This window comes from Xanthomonas sp. AC360 (assembly GCF_979258225.1).
This window is the reverse complement of sequence record NZ_OZ409846.1, coordinates 707946-722463: the sequence shown is the minus strand read 5'-3', so window position 1 is coordinate 722463 and position 14518 is coordinate 707946. Positions and strand designations below refer to the sequence as shown.

14 protein-coding genes and 1 other RNA gene are annotated in these 14518 nt (G+C 65.1%); 5 read left to right on the top strand and 10 right to left on the bottom strand.

Annotated elements, in window-relative coordinates; all coding sequences use genetic code 11:
• The first annotated feature begins 69 nt into the window (after nt 1-69).
• Nucleotides 70-146: non-coding RNA, sX9 sRNA (locus tag ACZZ0O_RS03160), on the top strand.
• Nucleotides 147-191: 45 nt separating this feature from the next.
• Here the strand turns inward: ACZZ0O_RS03160 and ACZZ0O_RS03155 are convergent.
• From ACZZ0O_RS03155 to rpsU, 5 genes are all read right to left on the bottom strand, one after another.
• Complete coding sequence (locus ACZZ0O_RS03155; protein WP_463592208.1) at nt 192-689, bottom strand: phosphatase domain-containing protein; 498 nt, start codon at nt 687-689, stop codon at nt 192-194.
• The gene (dnaG, locus tag ACZZ0O_RS03150; protein ID WP_323516845.1) at nt 689-2437 is read right to left on the bottom strand and encodes a DNA primase; all 1749 of its coding nucleotides are present in this window, start codon (nt 2435-2437) and stop codon (nt 689-691) included. The genes ACZZ0O_RS03155 and dnaG overlap by 1 nt, the downstream gene beginning before the upstream one ends.
• Before the next feature lie 84 nt (nt 2438-2521).
• Nucleotides 2522-3484, bottom strand: a complete 963-nt coding sequence (locus ACZZ0O_RS03145; RefSeq protein ID WP_463592207.1) for a YihY/virulence factor BrkB family protein — start codon at nt 3482-3484, stop codon at nt 2522-2524.
• A 435-nt stretch (nt 3485-3919) separates the two neighbouring features.
• A complete protein-coding gene (locus ACZZ0O_RS03140; protein WP_463592206.1) occupies nt 3920-4366 on the bottom strand; it encodes a GatB/YqeY domain-containing protein in 447 nt (148 codons plus the stop codon).
• 252 nt (nt 4367-4618) lie between these two features.
• Nucleotides 4619-4834, bottom strand: coding sequence for a 30S ribosomal protein S21 (gene rpsU, locus ACZZ0O_RS03135; RefSeq protein ID WP_002808376.1), 216 nt, complete (start codon nt 4832-4834; stop codon nt 4619-4621).
• A gap of 278 nt (nt 4835-5112) precedes the next feature.
• Here rpsU and tsaD point away from each other — a divergent pair, with 278 nt between their 5' ends.
• The 3 genes from tsaD (at nt 5113) to ACZZ0O_RS03120 (ending at nt 8963) form a co-directional block, all read left to right on the top strand.
• Complete coding sequence (tsaD, locus tag ACZZ0O_RS03130; RefSeq protein WP_463592205.1) at nt 5113-6171, top strand: tRNA (adenosine(37)-N6)-threonylcarbamoyltransferase complex transferase subunit TsaD; 1059 nt, start codon at nt 5113-5115, stop codon at nt 6169-6171.
• 82 nt (nt 6172-6253) lie between these two features.
• On the top strand, nt 6254-6631 hold the full coding sequence (gene folB, locus ACZZ0O_RS03125) for a dihydroneopterin aldolase (RefSeq protein WP_115529083.1): 378 nt from the start codon (nt 6254-6256) through the stop codon (nt 6629-6631).
• Between the two features lie 160 nt (nt 6632-6791).
• Complete coding sequence (locus ACZZ0O_RS03120) at nt 6792-8963, top strand: glycoside hydrolase family 3 N-terminal domain-containing protein (protein ID WP_463592204.1); 2172 nt, start codon at nt 6792-6794, stop codon at nt 8961-8963.
• A gap of 432 nt (nt 8964-9395) precedes the next feature.
• Here ACZZ0O_RS03120 and ACZZ0O_RS03115 read toward each other — a convergent pair whose 3' ends face one another.
• A complete protein-coding gene (locus tag ACZZ0O_RS03115; protein ID WP_055847481.1) occupies nt 9396-10574 on the bottom strand; it encodes a PQQ-dependent sugar dehydrogenase in 1179 nt (392 codons plus the stop codon).
• A 181-nt stretch (nt 10575-10755) separates the two neighbouring features.
• Between ACZZ0O_RS03115 and yiaA the strand changes: the two genes are divergently transcribed.
• Nucleotides 10756-11190, top strand: coding sequence for an inner membrane protein YiaA (gene yiaA, locus ACZZ0O_RS03110; RefSeq protein WP_055847483.1), 435 nt, complete (start codon nt 10756-10758; stop codon nt 11188-11190).
• A gap of 54 nt (nt 11191-11244) precedes the next feature.
• Here yiaA and ACZZ0O_RS03105 read toward each other — a convergent pair whose 3' ends face one another.
• The 4 genes from ACZZ0O_RS03105 to ACZZ0O_RS03090 form a co-directional block, all read right to left on the bottom strand.
• A complete protein-coding gene (locus ACZZ0O_RS03105; protein WP_228324696.1) occupies nt 11245-11577 on the bottom strand; it encodes a hypothetical protein in 333 nt (110 codons plus the stop codon).
• Nucleotides 11578-11732: 155 nt separating this feature from the next.
• Nucleotides 11733-12230: a hypothetical protein gene (locus ACZZ0O_RS03100; protein WP_463592203.1), complete on the bottom strand. Its 498-nt coding sequence runs from the start codon at nt 12228-12230 to the stop codon at nt 11733-11735.
• Between the two features lie 86 nt (nt 12231-12316).
• Nucleotides 12317-13624 carry an APC family permease gene (locus ACZZ0O_RS03095; RefSeq protein ID WP_463592202.1) on the bottom strand — a complete coding sequence of 436 codons (1308 nt, stop codon included), beginning with the start codon at nt 13622-13624 and terminating at the stop codon, nt 12317-12319.
• A complete protein-coding gene (locus tag ACZZ0O_RS03090) occupies nt 13621-14397 on the bottom strand; it encodes a L,D-transpeptidase family protein (protein WP_463592201.1) in 777 nt (258 codons plus the stop codon). The genes ACZZ0O_RS03095 and ACZZ0O_RS03090 overlap by 4 nt, the downstream gene beginning before the upstream one ends.
• Between the last annotated feature and the right edge of the window lie 121 nt (nt 14398-14518).

The window sequence follows — 14518 nt, the reverse complement described above, 5'->3', positions numbered from 1 at the left end:
GCTGCCTAAGAGCGGTCAACACGACGACTGCGCAGCCGTCAGGCGCGCGCGGCCTGTGCTCGGTGCGGCATGTACCACTCGGACACGCCAGCTCCGAGCGCGTCGTCCACACCCGCCTGACGACTGCTCGCTACGTGTTGTTAGCCGCTCTAAGCCTGCGTCGTTGTTGCCGCCAGTGTCCCCGCGGGGTCTCAGCGCTGCGGTTCGGCGCCGAGTTGTTTGCGTACCGCCGCTTCCAGCGATGGCTGCATGCCGGCTTCGCGCCCGATCTGCAGCGCCTGTTCGGGGTTGGCGCCTTCGCGTGCGGCGAGCAGGGCCAGCAGCGCGCCGGCGCGATTGCCGCTGGCGCAATGCAGTAACACCGTGCCCTGCTGTTGTTGATTGAGCACCCGCTGCAAGGCGCGTGCGGTCTCTGGCGTGAGTGCATCGGCGTTGCGGATCGGCAGGCGGACATAGCGCAGGCCCAGTGCGTCGGCGGCTGCGATTTCGTTGTAACCGCGTGGCTCCTCGGGAGAGCGCAGATCGATCACGGTGGTGACGCCCTGGGCCGCAGCAGCACGTAGGTCCGCCTGCGTGGGCTGGCCGGAACTGATGAGATTGCGGGTGGTGCCTGTGGGCGTTGTCTGTGCGAGCGCGGCGCCGCTGAGCAGCGCAATGCACCAGGCCGCATGGCGTAGGCACTGGAGCATCACAATGCTGCCAGCGCTTTGAGCAACTCGCGCATTTCGTATTTGTCGGTGTTGTCCAGGCCCTGCGCGCGCTGTTTGGTCTGCAGTTCTTCCACGCGCTGACGCAGTAACTGTTTGTCGAGTTGGGCGACGACGTCGTGCAACTCGATCGCCCAGCTGTGCTCGTCGCCGGGAAGCTCCTGCGCGGCCAGCTTCTGCAGCGCAACCAGTTCCTCGCGGTCGGCGAAGTGTTCCAGCAGCGCGCCGGTGCTGATTTCCGGCCGTTGCCGCACCAGCGCCAGCAGCTCCATCAACAGCTCGATGCCGGGCAGGCGCAAACCGGAAAAGTCGTGGTCGCCTTCCAGGCTCATCGCCAGTGAGGGTTGTTGCAACAGGATGGCGATCGACGCACGCACCAGGCTGCGTTTCTGCGTGGGCGCCGCCATGCGCACAGGCGGCCGCGCTTTGGACGAGGACTGCTGCGCGGACATGCTCGCACCGACGCCGGTCATGCGCGCCAGTTCCTGCTTCATCAGATCGCCAAACGCGCCTTCGGGAATCTGCGCCAGCATCGGCTTGGCACGCTCGGCCAGGCGCGCTTTGCCATCGAGCGTGTGCAGATTGATCTCGCGCGACATTTCGTCGAAGAAGAATTGCGACAGCGGCGTGGCCTGTTTCAGGCGCTGATCGAACGCCTGCGCACCTTCCTTGCGCACGATGGTGTCCGGGTCTTCGCCATCGGGCAGGAACAGGAAGAACGCCTGGCGGCCGTCCTTCATGCGCGGCAGCACCGATTCGAGCGCGCGCCAACCAGCCTTGCGCCCGGCGTTGTCGCCATCGAAGCAGAAGTACACATCCGGCGCATTGCGGAACAGCAGTTCGGCATGTTCGGGCGTGGTGGCAGTGCCCAACGTGGCCACCGCCTGGGTGACGCCGAACTGGAACAGCGAGACCACGTCCATGTAGCCCTCCACCACGATCAGCCGCTCGATCTTCTGGTTGGCCTGGCGCACCTGCCACAGGCCATACAGCTCGCGGCCCTTGTGGAACAGTGCGGTTTCCGGCGAATTGAGGTACTTCGGACCCGGGTCGCGGCCATCGGCCGGCGCGCCCATGATGCGACCGCCGAAGGCGATCACCCGGCCGCGGCGGTCGAAGATCGGGAACATCACCCGATCGCGGAATTTGTCGTAGACATGGCCGCGGTCGTTCTTGGAAAACAGCCCGGCACGTTCGAGCACGCTCATGCGGCGCGCATCGGTGCCCAGGGTGTCCTTCAATGCGCTATAGCCATCGGGCGCATAGCCGATCTGGAAACGCGCGCGGTTGTCGGCATCCACGCCGCGCCCATCCAGATACTCGGCCGCGCGCGCGCTGCCTTCGAGCTGACGCTGGAAGAACTTGGTGGCCGCTTCCAGTGCCGAATACAGCTCGCGGCTGTCGTCCTGCTGCTGCGGCGTGCGCTGCTGCGTGTCGCGCGGTATTTCCATGCCGGCGCGCTTGGCCAGCTCGTCGACCGCATCGAGAAATTCGAGGCGGTCGTAATTCATCAAAAAGCTGATCGCTGTGCCATGCGCGCCGCAGCCGAAGCAGTGATAGAACTGCTTGGTCGGCGAGACCGTGAACGAGGCCGAGCGTTCGTCGTGGAACGGGCAACGCGCCGAATACTCCTTGCCCTGACGCTTGAGCGGCACGCGGCCGCCCACCACTTCGACGATGTCGGTGCGTGCAAGCAGTTCGTCGATGAATGCGTCGGGGATGCGGGCCATCCCGCTAGGATATCGCAGCGGCCAGCGGCCGCCTTGTTTTAGAGGACGTCGGTATGCGCTAGCGATGCCCGCATCAGCTCACGCTCAGCTGTGCTGCGACGACGTCGGATGTGGGGCTGCGGAAACCGCCTGCGCATCGGCTGGCGGCACCATGATCGGCGGGTGCTCCGGGTCCACGCCTGCTTCGCGCAACTTGCGATGCGAGCGCACCCGCTCGTCGATCACCGCGGTGATCAATGCACCGACGAAGAACACCACCGAGGCGTAATACATCCACACCAGCAGGATCACCAGCGTGCCCATTGAGCCGTACGCGCTGCCGGGCGCCGCAGTGGCGATATACACGCCAATGGCATAACGGCCCAGTGCAAACAGCAGTGCGGTGATGATGCCGCCCAGAAACGCCTGACGCCAATCGACCGTGCGGTCGGGCAGATAGCGATACAAAAACGCGAACGCCAACGAATACAGGGCCAGCGTGGTGATGTAGCCCACGGCCGGCAGCACCGACGGCAGGCGCGCAAACACCACCTGCAACGCAGTGGTGGCGATCATCGACACGATCAGCAAAAAGCCCAACGCCAGGATCACGCCGAACGAGAACACGCGCTTTTTCAGCCACGCCATCAGGCCGTCCAGCCGCTCTTTGTCGGTACGGAAAATCAGGTTCAGGGCGTTCTGCAACTGCGCAAACACCGCAGTGGCGCCGATGAACAGCAGTAGCGTGCTCCACAAGCCTGCGAGTGAACCCACGCCAGGCTGAGCGGTGGCGTTGCGGATGATGGTCTGGGCGACTTCGGCCGCGCTGCTGCCCGCCAGTTGCGCAACCTGCTGCACCAACGCCTCCTGCGCAGGCGGATACAACGAGGCCGTCAGCCACAACAGCAGCACCAGCAGGGGTGCCAGCGACAAGAGTGCGTAAAACGACAGCGACGCGGCCTGCGTCATGACGTCGATTTCGATAAAACGGTTCAGCAGGGCCATCGGCACGCTGCGTTGCAGGCGGCTCACATGCTTGTGCAGATAGGCGGTTGAAAGCGTCGTCACCGGCGGGAACATCCTTGGCGCATACCGTTGTGCGCGCAGGTGGGTCGGAGCAAGGTCGGTATGCGGAAGAACCTTGCCTACGCCTGCGCTGGCGCACCCGTTCTAGCAGGGCCTGCTCGAAGGAGGGGTGAAAGCACGCGCGTGGCGGTGCTGCGTGAATGGGTTTGCGCGCGATACATGGGCGCAGCATGCGATGCAGCCGCTGGGTCGCGTCGTTGGTGACAGCGCTGGGGCTGCGACATACGCGGCGTTTGGCGGGCGATGCCTGCAACGGCGGTGACGCGCGGGAGCCAGCCCGGACTGCGGCAACCCAACTGGGGCCAGCATCTGCAAGGGGAAACCGGCCGATGACGCATCACCGACGCGTTACAGCCCGACACCACACACCGTCCGCAGTGCCCCGGCCGTTGGCGCAGGGCAATGCGGACGCGTGGATCAGCCTGCCAGGTGCTGCTTGACCAGGGTCGAGACCAGGCCCATGTCGGCCTGACCGGCCAGCTTGGGCTTGAGTGCGCCCATCAGCTTGCCGATGTCGGCCGGGCTGCTGGCACCTGTTTCGGTGATGGCGGCCTGGATGGCGGCGATGATTTCGGCTTCACCCATCTTGGCCGGCAGGTAGCGTTCGATCACCACGATTTCCTCGCGCTCGATCTGCGCCAGGTCCTCGCGTGCGGCGGCTTCGAACTGGGTGACCGAGTCCTTGCGCTGCTTGACCATCTTGTCGAGCACGGCGATCACCGCGGCGTCGTCCATCTCGATGCGCTCGTCCACTTCCTTCTGCTTGATCGCGGCGTTGATCAGCCGGATCACGCCCAGGCTGTGCTTGTCGCCGGACTTCATGGCGGCCTTCATGTCATCGGTGAGCTGCTGCTTGAGGGGCATGTGGTGACTCCTGGTTACGTGGTGAGGGGGGGGGCGACGCGCTGCGGCTGGCAACGCGCATCGGCGAAACAGACGGGGCGGGCGAGAGGGCTGTGCCCGGCGCGAGGCCGGCGACGCATCGCCCATGACGGATTTCGATCCGGTCAGCGAACCAATACAAAAAGCCGGCGACGCTTACGCGTGCCGGCTCTTGGGTTCTCTTTCGATGAGTCGCGCCTACAGCGCAGACCCACCGGCAAGAACCGCGTTCGATCAGTACAAGCGCTGGCGCTTGGTGACGTCGCGCGAGGAACGACGCAACTGACGCTTCACAGCAGCGGCAGCCTTGCGCTTACGCTCCTGGGTCGGCTTTTCATAGAACTCGCGCTTGCGGGTTTCGGCCAGCACGCCGGCCTTTTCGCAGGTGCGCTTGAAACGGCGGAGCGCAAATTCGAAGGGCTCGTTCTCGCGGACTTTAACGCTGGGCATGGGTTCTCCAGATAATGGGATTTCCGTCCGGGAGCCCCGGGCGGGTGCGAGCGGACTCGCGTGACGGAATTTCCGGGTTGCCCCGGCGAGCCGCGCATTATAACGACTTGCCAACGACCTGCAAGCCCCTGCCGAAATTTGTGTCGAGAAGCCCGCCAGAGCGTGCGTTTGCGCCCGATCCGGCGCTGCGGATGCGGGCGCGCAGCATATCGCCAGCGGCGCATCTGCGCAGCACAAAAGCTGCGAAAATAGACGCTTGTTCTGTCTGCCGAGCTGCCGTGAAAGTCCTTGGGATCGAATCATCGTGCGATGAGACCGGCGTGGCGGTCTACGACACCGCCTTGTCCGGCGTGCCGGCGCTGCGCGCCCATGCGGTCTACAGCCAGATCGCGCTGCATGCCGAATACGGCGGCGTGGTGCCCGAACTGGCCAGCCGCGACCATGTGCGCAAGCTGCTGCCGCTGATCCGCCAGACCCTGGACGAGGCCGGGTTGCGCATCGACGACCTGGATGGGGTGGCCTATACCGCCGGCCCAGGCCTGGTCGGCGCACTCTTAGTAGGTGCCGGCGTGGCGCGCTCGCTGGCCTGGGCGCTGGACGTGCCGGCGATCGGGGTGCATCACATGGAAGGCCATCTGCTGGCGCCGTTGATGGAGGACGACCCGCCGCAGCCGCCGTTCGTGGCGCTGCTGGTCTCCGGCGGGCACACCCAGCTGGTGTCGGTGAAGGCGCTCGGGCATTACGAGGTCCTGGGCGAGACCCTGGACGATGCGGCGGGCGAGGCCTTCGACAAGACCGCCAAGATGATGGGCCTGCCGTATCCGGGCGGGCCGCAGCTGGCGGCGCTGGCCGAAACCGGCACGCCGGGACGCTATAAGTTCGCGCGGCCGATGACCGACCGGCCGGGCCTGGATTTCAGTTTCAGCGGGCTCAAGACCCAGGTGCTGCTGGCCTGGCGCGCCAGCGACCAATCCGACACCACGCGGGCGGATATTGCGCGTGGCTTCGAAGATGCGGTGGTGGAGACGCTGGCGATCAAATGCCTGCGCGCGCTGGATGCGGCCGGCTGCACTACGCTGGTGGTGGCCGGTGGGGTGGGCGCCAACAAGCGCCTGCGCGCGCAGCTGCACGAGGCCGCGCAGCGTCGGGGTGGCCGGGTCTGCTTCCCGCGGCCGGCCCTGTGCACCGACAACGGTGCCATGATCGCCTTCGCCGGCGCGCTGCGCCTTGAGGCTGGCGAGCGTGCCGGGGCCGAGGTGCATGTGACGCCGCGCTGGGATATGGCGAGCTTGCCGCCGCTGGCGGCGCGGGAATCGGAACTAGGGGATCGGGAATAGTTAACAGCTTTACTCCGACCCTGTCCGTCGCGCGCGCTTCTCTTGCTCCTCCCCATCCCCCATTTCCGACTCCCGATTCCCTATGGATAAAGTGTTTATTGAAGGTCTGGACATCGATGCGCTGATCGGCATCTACGACTGGGAGCGGCGGATCCGGCAGACCTTGCGGTTCGATCTGGAGATGGGGTTCGACAACCGCATTCCGGCGGCCAGCGACGACATTGCCGACACCTTGAACTACAAGGCGGTGAGCAAGCGCCTGATCGAATTCGTGCAGGCCTCCGACTTCGGGCTGGTCGAAACGCTGGCCGAGCGCTGCGCGGCGATCGTGCTGGACGAGTTTGGCGTGCACTGGCTGCGGCTGAAACTGAGCAAGCCCGGCGCGGTGCGCGGCGCGCAGGCGGTGGGCGTGATCATCGAGCGCGCACGGCCGGACCTGAAGATTAAAGACCACTCGTAGCGGACTGCGGGCACGCGATGACGTCGATTCCTAGCGACACTGCGTCCGCAAAGCGTGCGCTAGATGTCTCCAATCCCGAATATCCGCTCCCGAAACTTGCATCATCGCGGTCGCGTCAGGCTAGAATTGCCGGCCATGTAAACGTTTTCTCAAGGATCTCATGGCTGCTGATCGCATCGAAACCCTGATTGCCCGGATGACCGTCGAAGAGAAGGTCGGACAGTTGGGTGTGTTCGCCGACATGGTGCGGCCGTTCGCACCAGACGTGAATCCCGAAGCCAATGTGCTTAACGCCGACGAGGTGCTGCAGCAGGTCCGCGAGGGCCGGGTGGGCTCGCTGTTCAATGGCGTTGGCGCCGCGCTGGGCGTGCAGATCCAGAAGGTGGCGGTCGAAGAAAGCCGCCTGGGCATTCCGGTGATTCTGGCTGCCGACGTGATTCACGGCATGCGCACGGTGTTCCCGATCCCGTTGGGCGAAGCGGCCAGCTTCGAGCCCGAGTTGGCCGAGCGCACCGCGCGCGCCACCGCGATCGAAGCCACTGCCGCCGGCCTGCACTGGACCTACGCACCGGCGGTGGACATCGCGCGCGACCAGCGCTGGGGCCGTGGTGCGGAAGGCGCCGGCGAAGACGTATTACTTGGCGCCGCGTTTGCCGCCGCGCGCGTGCGCGGTTTTCAGGGCAGCGACCTCACCGCCGACGATTGCCTGCTGGCCACGCCCAAGCACTTTGCCGCCTATGGCGCAGTGGCGGCGGGCATGGAATACAACACCGTCGATATCGCGCCGCAGACGCTGCGCGATGTGCATCTGCCGCCGTTCAAGGCCGCTTTCGATGCCGGCGCGTTGACTGTGATGTCTTCCTTCAACGACATCAATGGCGTGCCGGCCAGCGCCAACCACGAGTTGCTGACCGAGATCTTGCGCGGTGAATGGCAGTTTCCGGGCGTGGTGATTTCCGACTACACCGCCGATATGGAATTGATCGCGCACGGCTACGCCGCCGATGAGCGCGACGCGACCAAAAAGGCGTTTCTGGCCGGGTTGGACCTGAGCATGCAGAGCGGTTTTTATGCCGCGCATCTGCCGTCGCTGGTGGAAAGCGGCGAGGTGCCGATGGCCACGCTGGATGCCAGCGTGCGTCGCATGTTGCAGCTGAAAGAGGCCATTGGCCTGTTCGACAATCCGTATCGCTCGCTGGACCCGGCGCGCGAAGCCGATAATGCTCACTTGCCTGCACACGATGCGTTGTCGCGCGATGCGGCGCGGCGTTCGATCGTGTTGCTGAAGAACGACGGCGCGCTGCTGCCGCTGAAGAAGAACGGGCAGCGGATCGCGTTGATTGGCCCGTTCGTGCAGGACCGCGAGAACATCGAAGGGTGCTGGACATTGTTCGGCGACAAGGCGCGTTACGTGACCCTGGAGCAGGGCGTGCGCGCCGTGGTCGGCACCGAAGATCTGAGCGTTGTGCAGGGCTGTGGCCTGGAAGAGGCGCTGCCGGGCGGTATTTCGGCGGCCATCGATGCCGCACAGGCCGCCGATGTGGTGGTGCTGGCACTCGGCGAGCCGCAGCGCTTCAGCGGCGAGGCGCAGTCGCGCACCGACATTACGTTGCCGCCGGCGCAGCAGGCGCTGGCCGAGGCGGTTGCCGCCACCGGCACGCCCATCGTGGTGCTGTTGCGCAACGGCCGCGCGTTGGCACTGCATGGCGCCGTACGCGACGCCGAGGCGATTGCGGTGACCTGGTATCTGGGCACCCAGACCGGCACCGGTGTGGCCGATGTGTTGTTCGGCGACTACAACCCGTCCGCGCGCCTGCCGATCAGCTTTCCGCAGGTCACCGGACAGCAGCCGTATTTCTACAATCATCTGCGCACCGGCCGTCCCGAGCTGCCGACATTGTCCGAATACAAGGCGCGTTGGCGCGAAATGCCCAACGAGCCGCTGTACCCGTTTGGGCATGGCCTGAGCTACACCACGTTTGCCTATGCGCAGCCGCAGTTGAGCGCCGCGCAACTTGGGTGGGACGACTCGCTGACCATCACCACGCGCGTGACCAATACCGGAACTGTGGCCGGCGAAGAAGTGGTGCAGTTGTATGTGCACGATCGCGTGGCAAGCCGGGTGCGCCCGGTGCGCGAGCTCAAGGGCTTCCGCAAGGTGTTGTTGCAACCCGGCCAACACAAGGATGTGGTGTTCACGCTGACGCGCGAAGCGCTGGCGTTTACCAATCCCAAGGGCGTGTTCGGTGCCGAGCCTGGCGTATTCGATGTGTGGGTGTGCGCGTCGGCCAAGAGTGGCGAAGCGGTGGCGTTCGAGTTGCTTGGCGCCTGAGCGCGCTGGTCAAGGCAATGATGTGCCGTCGCGTCGATAGGCAGTCTGTTGCAATGAGACCGCGTGCAAGACGTGACCAACGCCACTGACTGCCGCTTGTGCTGTTAGCGGCAGGTAGCGCGTGATGGGGCAGCGGGAGCGTGGCCTGGCCTGCGGTCGCAGCGCAGGTGCGTGTTGAGATTGGCGCACCCACGCATCACGCGTTGAGGCCATCGTCGCTGCGAAAACAAGCGCGTCTCAGCGCGATAGCGCACAGGCTTACGCGGGCAGTGACAGATTGCGTTTGTGGTGCATGCAGCGCGCCGGCGGGACAGAATCGCCGCCATTGATGTGACTGCTGACGGACGGCAGAGCGCGCGCCGAGATGCCGCGGTGCACTGCCTGCGCGCATCGACGCGCAGGCAGTGCCGGCACTGGCCTATCTCACGCCGCTTACGCGTCGTTTTCGACCGCAGCCTTGCTTTTGGGCGTGAGCTTGAGCAGACGCCCGGTGCTGCCACTGGCTTCGTCTTCCAGCAACCACAGCGCGCCGTCGGGACCTTGCTCCACTTCGCGGATGCGTGCACCCATGTCGTAGCGGGCCACTTCGCGTGGCTGATCGCCCAGCGAGACCTGCACCAGCGCCATCGACGACAGGCCGCCGATAAAGCCCTGGCCGCGCCACGCCGGGAACTGCGCGCCGTTGTAGATCACAAAACCTGCCGGCGAGATCACTGGCGTCCAGCTGATCTTGGGCGCGGCAAACTCCGGGCGCGTGTTGTGGTCGGGAATCGGCCTGCCGTCGTAATGGTCGCCATTGGAGACGATCGGGTAGCCATAGTTGGCGCCGCGCTGGATCAGGTTGAGCTCATCGCCGCCGGCCGGGCCCATCTCGTGTTCCCACAACCGGCCCCTGCCGTCGAATGCGATGCCCAGGATGTTGCGATGCCCCAGCGACCACACCTGTGCAGCCACGCCACCCTGCGCGGCGAACGGATTGTCGGCCGGTACGCTGCCGTCGTCGTTAAGGCGGATCAATTTGCCGAGATTGGCTTTCATGTCCTGCGCCGGATCGAACTTCTGGCGCTCGCTGGAGGTGATCCACAGCTTGCCATCGGGGCCGAACGCGAGCCGGTGGCCGAAGTGGCCATTACCGGACACCTTGGGACTCTGACGCCAGATCACCTTGAGGTCGGACAAGGTGCCGCCACCGGTAGCATCCAGTGTGAGCTTGGCCCGCGCGACTGCCGCGCCGCGGATGTCGCCCTGGCCCGGTTCGGCGTAGCTCACATAGACCAGGCCATTCTTGGCGAAGCGCGGATGGGCCAGAACATCGCCAAACCCGCCCTGGCCGCCGTAAGCGACCGCCGGCACACCGGTCACGGCGCTCTTGCGATTGGTCTTGGGGTCCAGACGCATCAATGCACCGCGCTTTTCGCTGACCAACAGCGTGCCATCGGGCAGGAAGGTCATCGCCCAGGGTTCGTCGAAGTCGGCAACGGTGGTGGCCTGGAATGGCCATTGCGCCTTGGGAATGGAGGCGGCCGGGGCGGCCGCAGGTGCGGCCAGTGCGGCGCCGGTGGCGAACAGGGTGGCCGAACAGGCCAGAGCAAGCAGACGACGGATAGACATGAGGTCCTCCAGGGGATAGGCACGGTCACGCTGCAGCCCTCCCACAACGTGTTCCGCGTCGGGTTTTCAAGTACCTTACACGACGCTAGCAGGGCCGCTCTGTCGCAGATCACTCTCCGCAGGTCGGCCGCGTCTCACATCGTTGTTTCATCCTGCAGTTTCACCATGAAAAGGAGTTTCCATGGCCACGCAAAAAACCTCGCCCGCCTTTATCGCTGCGTCGTGGGCTGCCTTGTTGGCAGGCAGCGCTGCGTATCTGATCGGCTTATGGAACGCGCAGATGTTGCTCAACGAGAAGGGCTACTACTTCACGCTGCTGTTGTTTGGTCTGTTCGCCTCGGTGTCATTGCAAAAAAGCGTGCGTGACCGCGCGGACGGGATTCCGGTGACGGGTCTTTACTATGCCATCTGCTGGTTCTCGCTGATCATCGCCCTGGTGCTGCTGGCGATCGGCTTGATCAACGCAACGTTGCTGCTGAGCGAAAAAGGCTTTTATGCAATGGCGTATGCGTTGAGCCTGTTTGGCGCAGTCGCCGTGCAGAAAAATACGCGCGATGCGATGGATGCAGACGCAACCCAGCACACCTCGCGTGTCGCACCGCCACCGCTCGACTGACGGACAACTCTCTTGTTGATACAACAACGCCACCTCGACGGTGGCGTTGTTTGTTTACGGCTTTGACTTGCTGTCGCCCGAGACGAAATCCGCTGCGTTTTCCCACGCGCGCTTGACGGCGTGACGGGCCTTGCTCCAGCTCAAGCCATCGGTGCCGCGCTTGGCTTCCCAATCGCGATGCAGTTCGGCTTCGACCTGATCGTAGGCGCGCGCATTCTCGCGGATCCGTGCTTCATGCCCGACCAGATAAGCGCTTTCGTAATCTTCGTAACGGTCGCCTTCGGTGTAATACGGCTCTTCAGTAAAACGTTCACGCCAATAGCTGGATACGTTCTGGCTGCGGTCTTCGTCCGGTGCGCGGCCTGGAATCTGATACGGCACGTTCATGCTCGTCTCCGTCATTGCGAATGTGCGGACCAACTTAGGTAGCGGGGTGTTAACAGCGCGGCACGCGGGGTGATGGTGGGATCAAGACGCGCCGCAGATGCGGTGATGCGTTAGTCGGTAGCGAATGGGCTGCGCTTGGGTGCACGCGATGCCTTTCAAACCGCTGCCGACGCTGCCTCATACGGCAGCGGTTTGGCGCCGGCAGCGACGATTGACGGCTCCGCGGCCTGCAGCGCCTGTTCGTCGGCATCGATGACGACCAAGATGCGGCCGGCTTTGATTTCGTCCTCGAACTGACGACGCACCGGGTCGGGCACGGTGGCGCCGATCAGGGCCGACGACCAACTGCCCACCAGCGCGCCGGCCAGTGCCATGACGCCAACGCCGGCCAGGGTCAGGCCGATTGGCGGCACAGCGACTGCCACCAGGCCTGCCACCAACCCGGCCGCGCCACCGGTGGCCGCGCCGCGCGCTGCGGCCGGCACAAAATCGGTCTTGGCGTCCTTGCGCTCGTCCGGCACGTCGTGCAGTTCGATATCCGAGCGGGCGATCAGCGACAACGCCTCATTGTCGATGCCGGCGCTGCGTGCGGACTGCAGTACGCGTTGCGCGCTTTCAAGATCGGGTGTGCTGTAGACGCGACGCAGTTTCATCGCAAGCTCCCATGCAAGTGAGAGCGCAGCGTTGAGCGTGCCCGGTTAGACCTGCGTGAGCGCGGCGCGAGCGTATTGCGAAGCTGCTACACCGTCTTGCGCGGAAACAGGTAAAACGCCCAGCCCACCAGTAATGCCACGCCTGCCGCTGCCAGATTTTGCCAGCTGGCGCTGGCCAGCAAGCCGAGCGACAGTAACAACGCAGCGATGGGAATGAGTGGGCCTCCCGGCAACCGTAGCGTGTCGGTGCGCTGCCGATAGCGGCGCGCCAGTACGATCACCGCCGCCGCCGTGCCGATGTAGGCGAACAAGCGCGTGACCATCGAGAGCAGTGCCAGCTGGGTGAACGAGCCCGACAACGCGAGCGCCAGCGACAACACGCCCTGGGTGAGCACCGCGGCTGCGGGCGTATGAAAGCGCGGATGCACGCGCGCCAGAAACGCCGGTCCGTAGCCGTCCTGCGCGAGCGCGAACAGAAAGCGCGGACCGAGCATCACCGTGTTGCTGGTCGTGCCCAGGATGGAAATGGTGGCGCCAACGGTGAGAATCAGCGCCAGCGCCTCGCCGCCGAAGCCGCTGGCCGCATCCGCCAACGGGGTGGGCGAGGCCGCAAGATTGGGCAGCGTCCCTTGCGCGACAACCTGTACGGCGGCGTAGATCACGGTCACCGTGACGATCATGGTGATGAGCGCAAATGGCACGTCGCGGCGCGGGTTGCGGTATTCGCCGGCCGCTGCAGGAATGTTTTCGAAACCTGCATACGCAAACAGCAGTAGCAGGGCGGCCTCGCCGAGATTGCCCAGGTCGCGCAGGTCAGGAGATTTGCCGGCAAACGCCCACGACCAATCCACATAGAACAGCCCGATTGCCACGAACAACAGCAACGGCACCAGTTTGCCGATCACCAGGGCGATGCCGGTGCGCGCAGCCGACTTGACGCCGATGACGTTGATCGCGGTCAGCACACCTAGCGAGCCGACCACGACCAAGGTGCGCGCCCATGCATCGGTGGAAGCGGTGGGCCAGAACCGCGCCACCGCATCGGCCAGCCCGTTGCTCAAGGCCGCCGCCGAACTGATACGGGTGAGCCAGATCATCCAGCCGATCTGAAACCCGACAAAGGGGCCAAACGCCTCGCGCGTGTAGAGGTAGCTGCCGCCGGGCGTATCGAAATAGCTTGCCGCCTGCGCGTAACACAGCACCAGCAAGGCCACCGCCAGCCCGGCCAGCATCACCGCCCACAGGCTCATCGGCCCCAGCAGTGCCGCGGTGGCTGCGGGCAATAGATAGATGCCGCTGCCGATAACATCGTTGATCGATAGGCCGACGATCTGCCAGCGGCTGACCACGCGCACCAGGCCGGGGCTATCGGACGGGGGCGCCGGCGTGCTCATGGTGCGGCCTCGACCAGATCGGGCAACTGCCACTGCGCTTGCAGGCGCGCGTAGTCGGCGCGCGGCAGCAACACGAAGAGCGGCTTGTCCGCGGGTTTCAACCATGCCAGCAGATGCTGCATGTCTGCCGGCTGCATCGCCGTGCAGCCGGCGGTGAACTGCCCCGGAGTGCGCCACAGATGCGCAAAGATGCAGCTGCCGTGCCCGGCAATATTGTTGGGGTTATGCGCGATGACGAAACCTTCGCGATACCGCGCATCGCCGGGATGGCGCAGGTCCAGGCGCATCGGCTCGGTGGAACCGGCCACCGCCGCGTCACCGACCTGCGCGGCATCGACGATGCGGTTGTACAGCGGCGAGCTGGGCACATCCATGCAGTAATGCGTGGCGCTCATGGCCTGATACGGCATGGCACTGTCGATGCTGGCGGAATAGCCAAATGCCGGGCCGATGGCAAAGACCCCGGCCGGGCTGCGGCCATCGCCTTCGCGCTTCTGTGGGCCTTGCGATTGCGCCGGGTGCAGACCTTCGCCCCAGGCGCTGCCATGCCGGCCGAGTGCGACCGCGAAGCCTGGCGCGGCCGGCGTCCATTGGCCATCGACACGCTTAAAGGTCTGCAGCCGCGCCTGGGTGCTGTTCCAGTCCGGCGTGGTCACCACGATCAGCGCGCGTGCCTGCTGCAGCGCCTCGATCGGTTCGCCTGCGGCGGCGCCATTGCTGCACAGTGCCAGCGCCAGGAGCAGGGTGGATCGCAACAGGATGGCAAGGCGCATGCGGGCTCCGGACGGCAGGGGACGAACTGGTGAGAGTGGCGATGCATCTGTGTGGATGACGGCACGCCTACCGTAACCGATGGTGTCGGGTGGGGCAGGCCTACTGTACCCAGCAATGCGC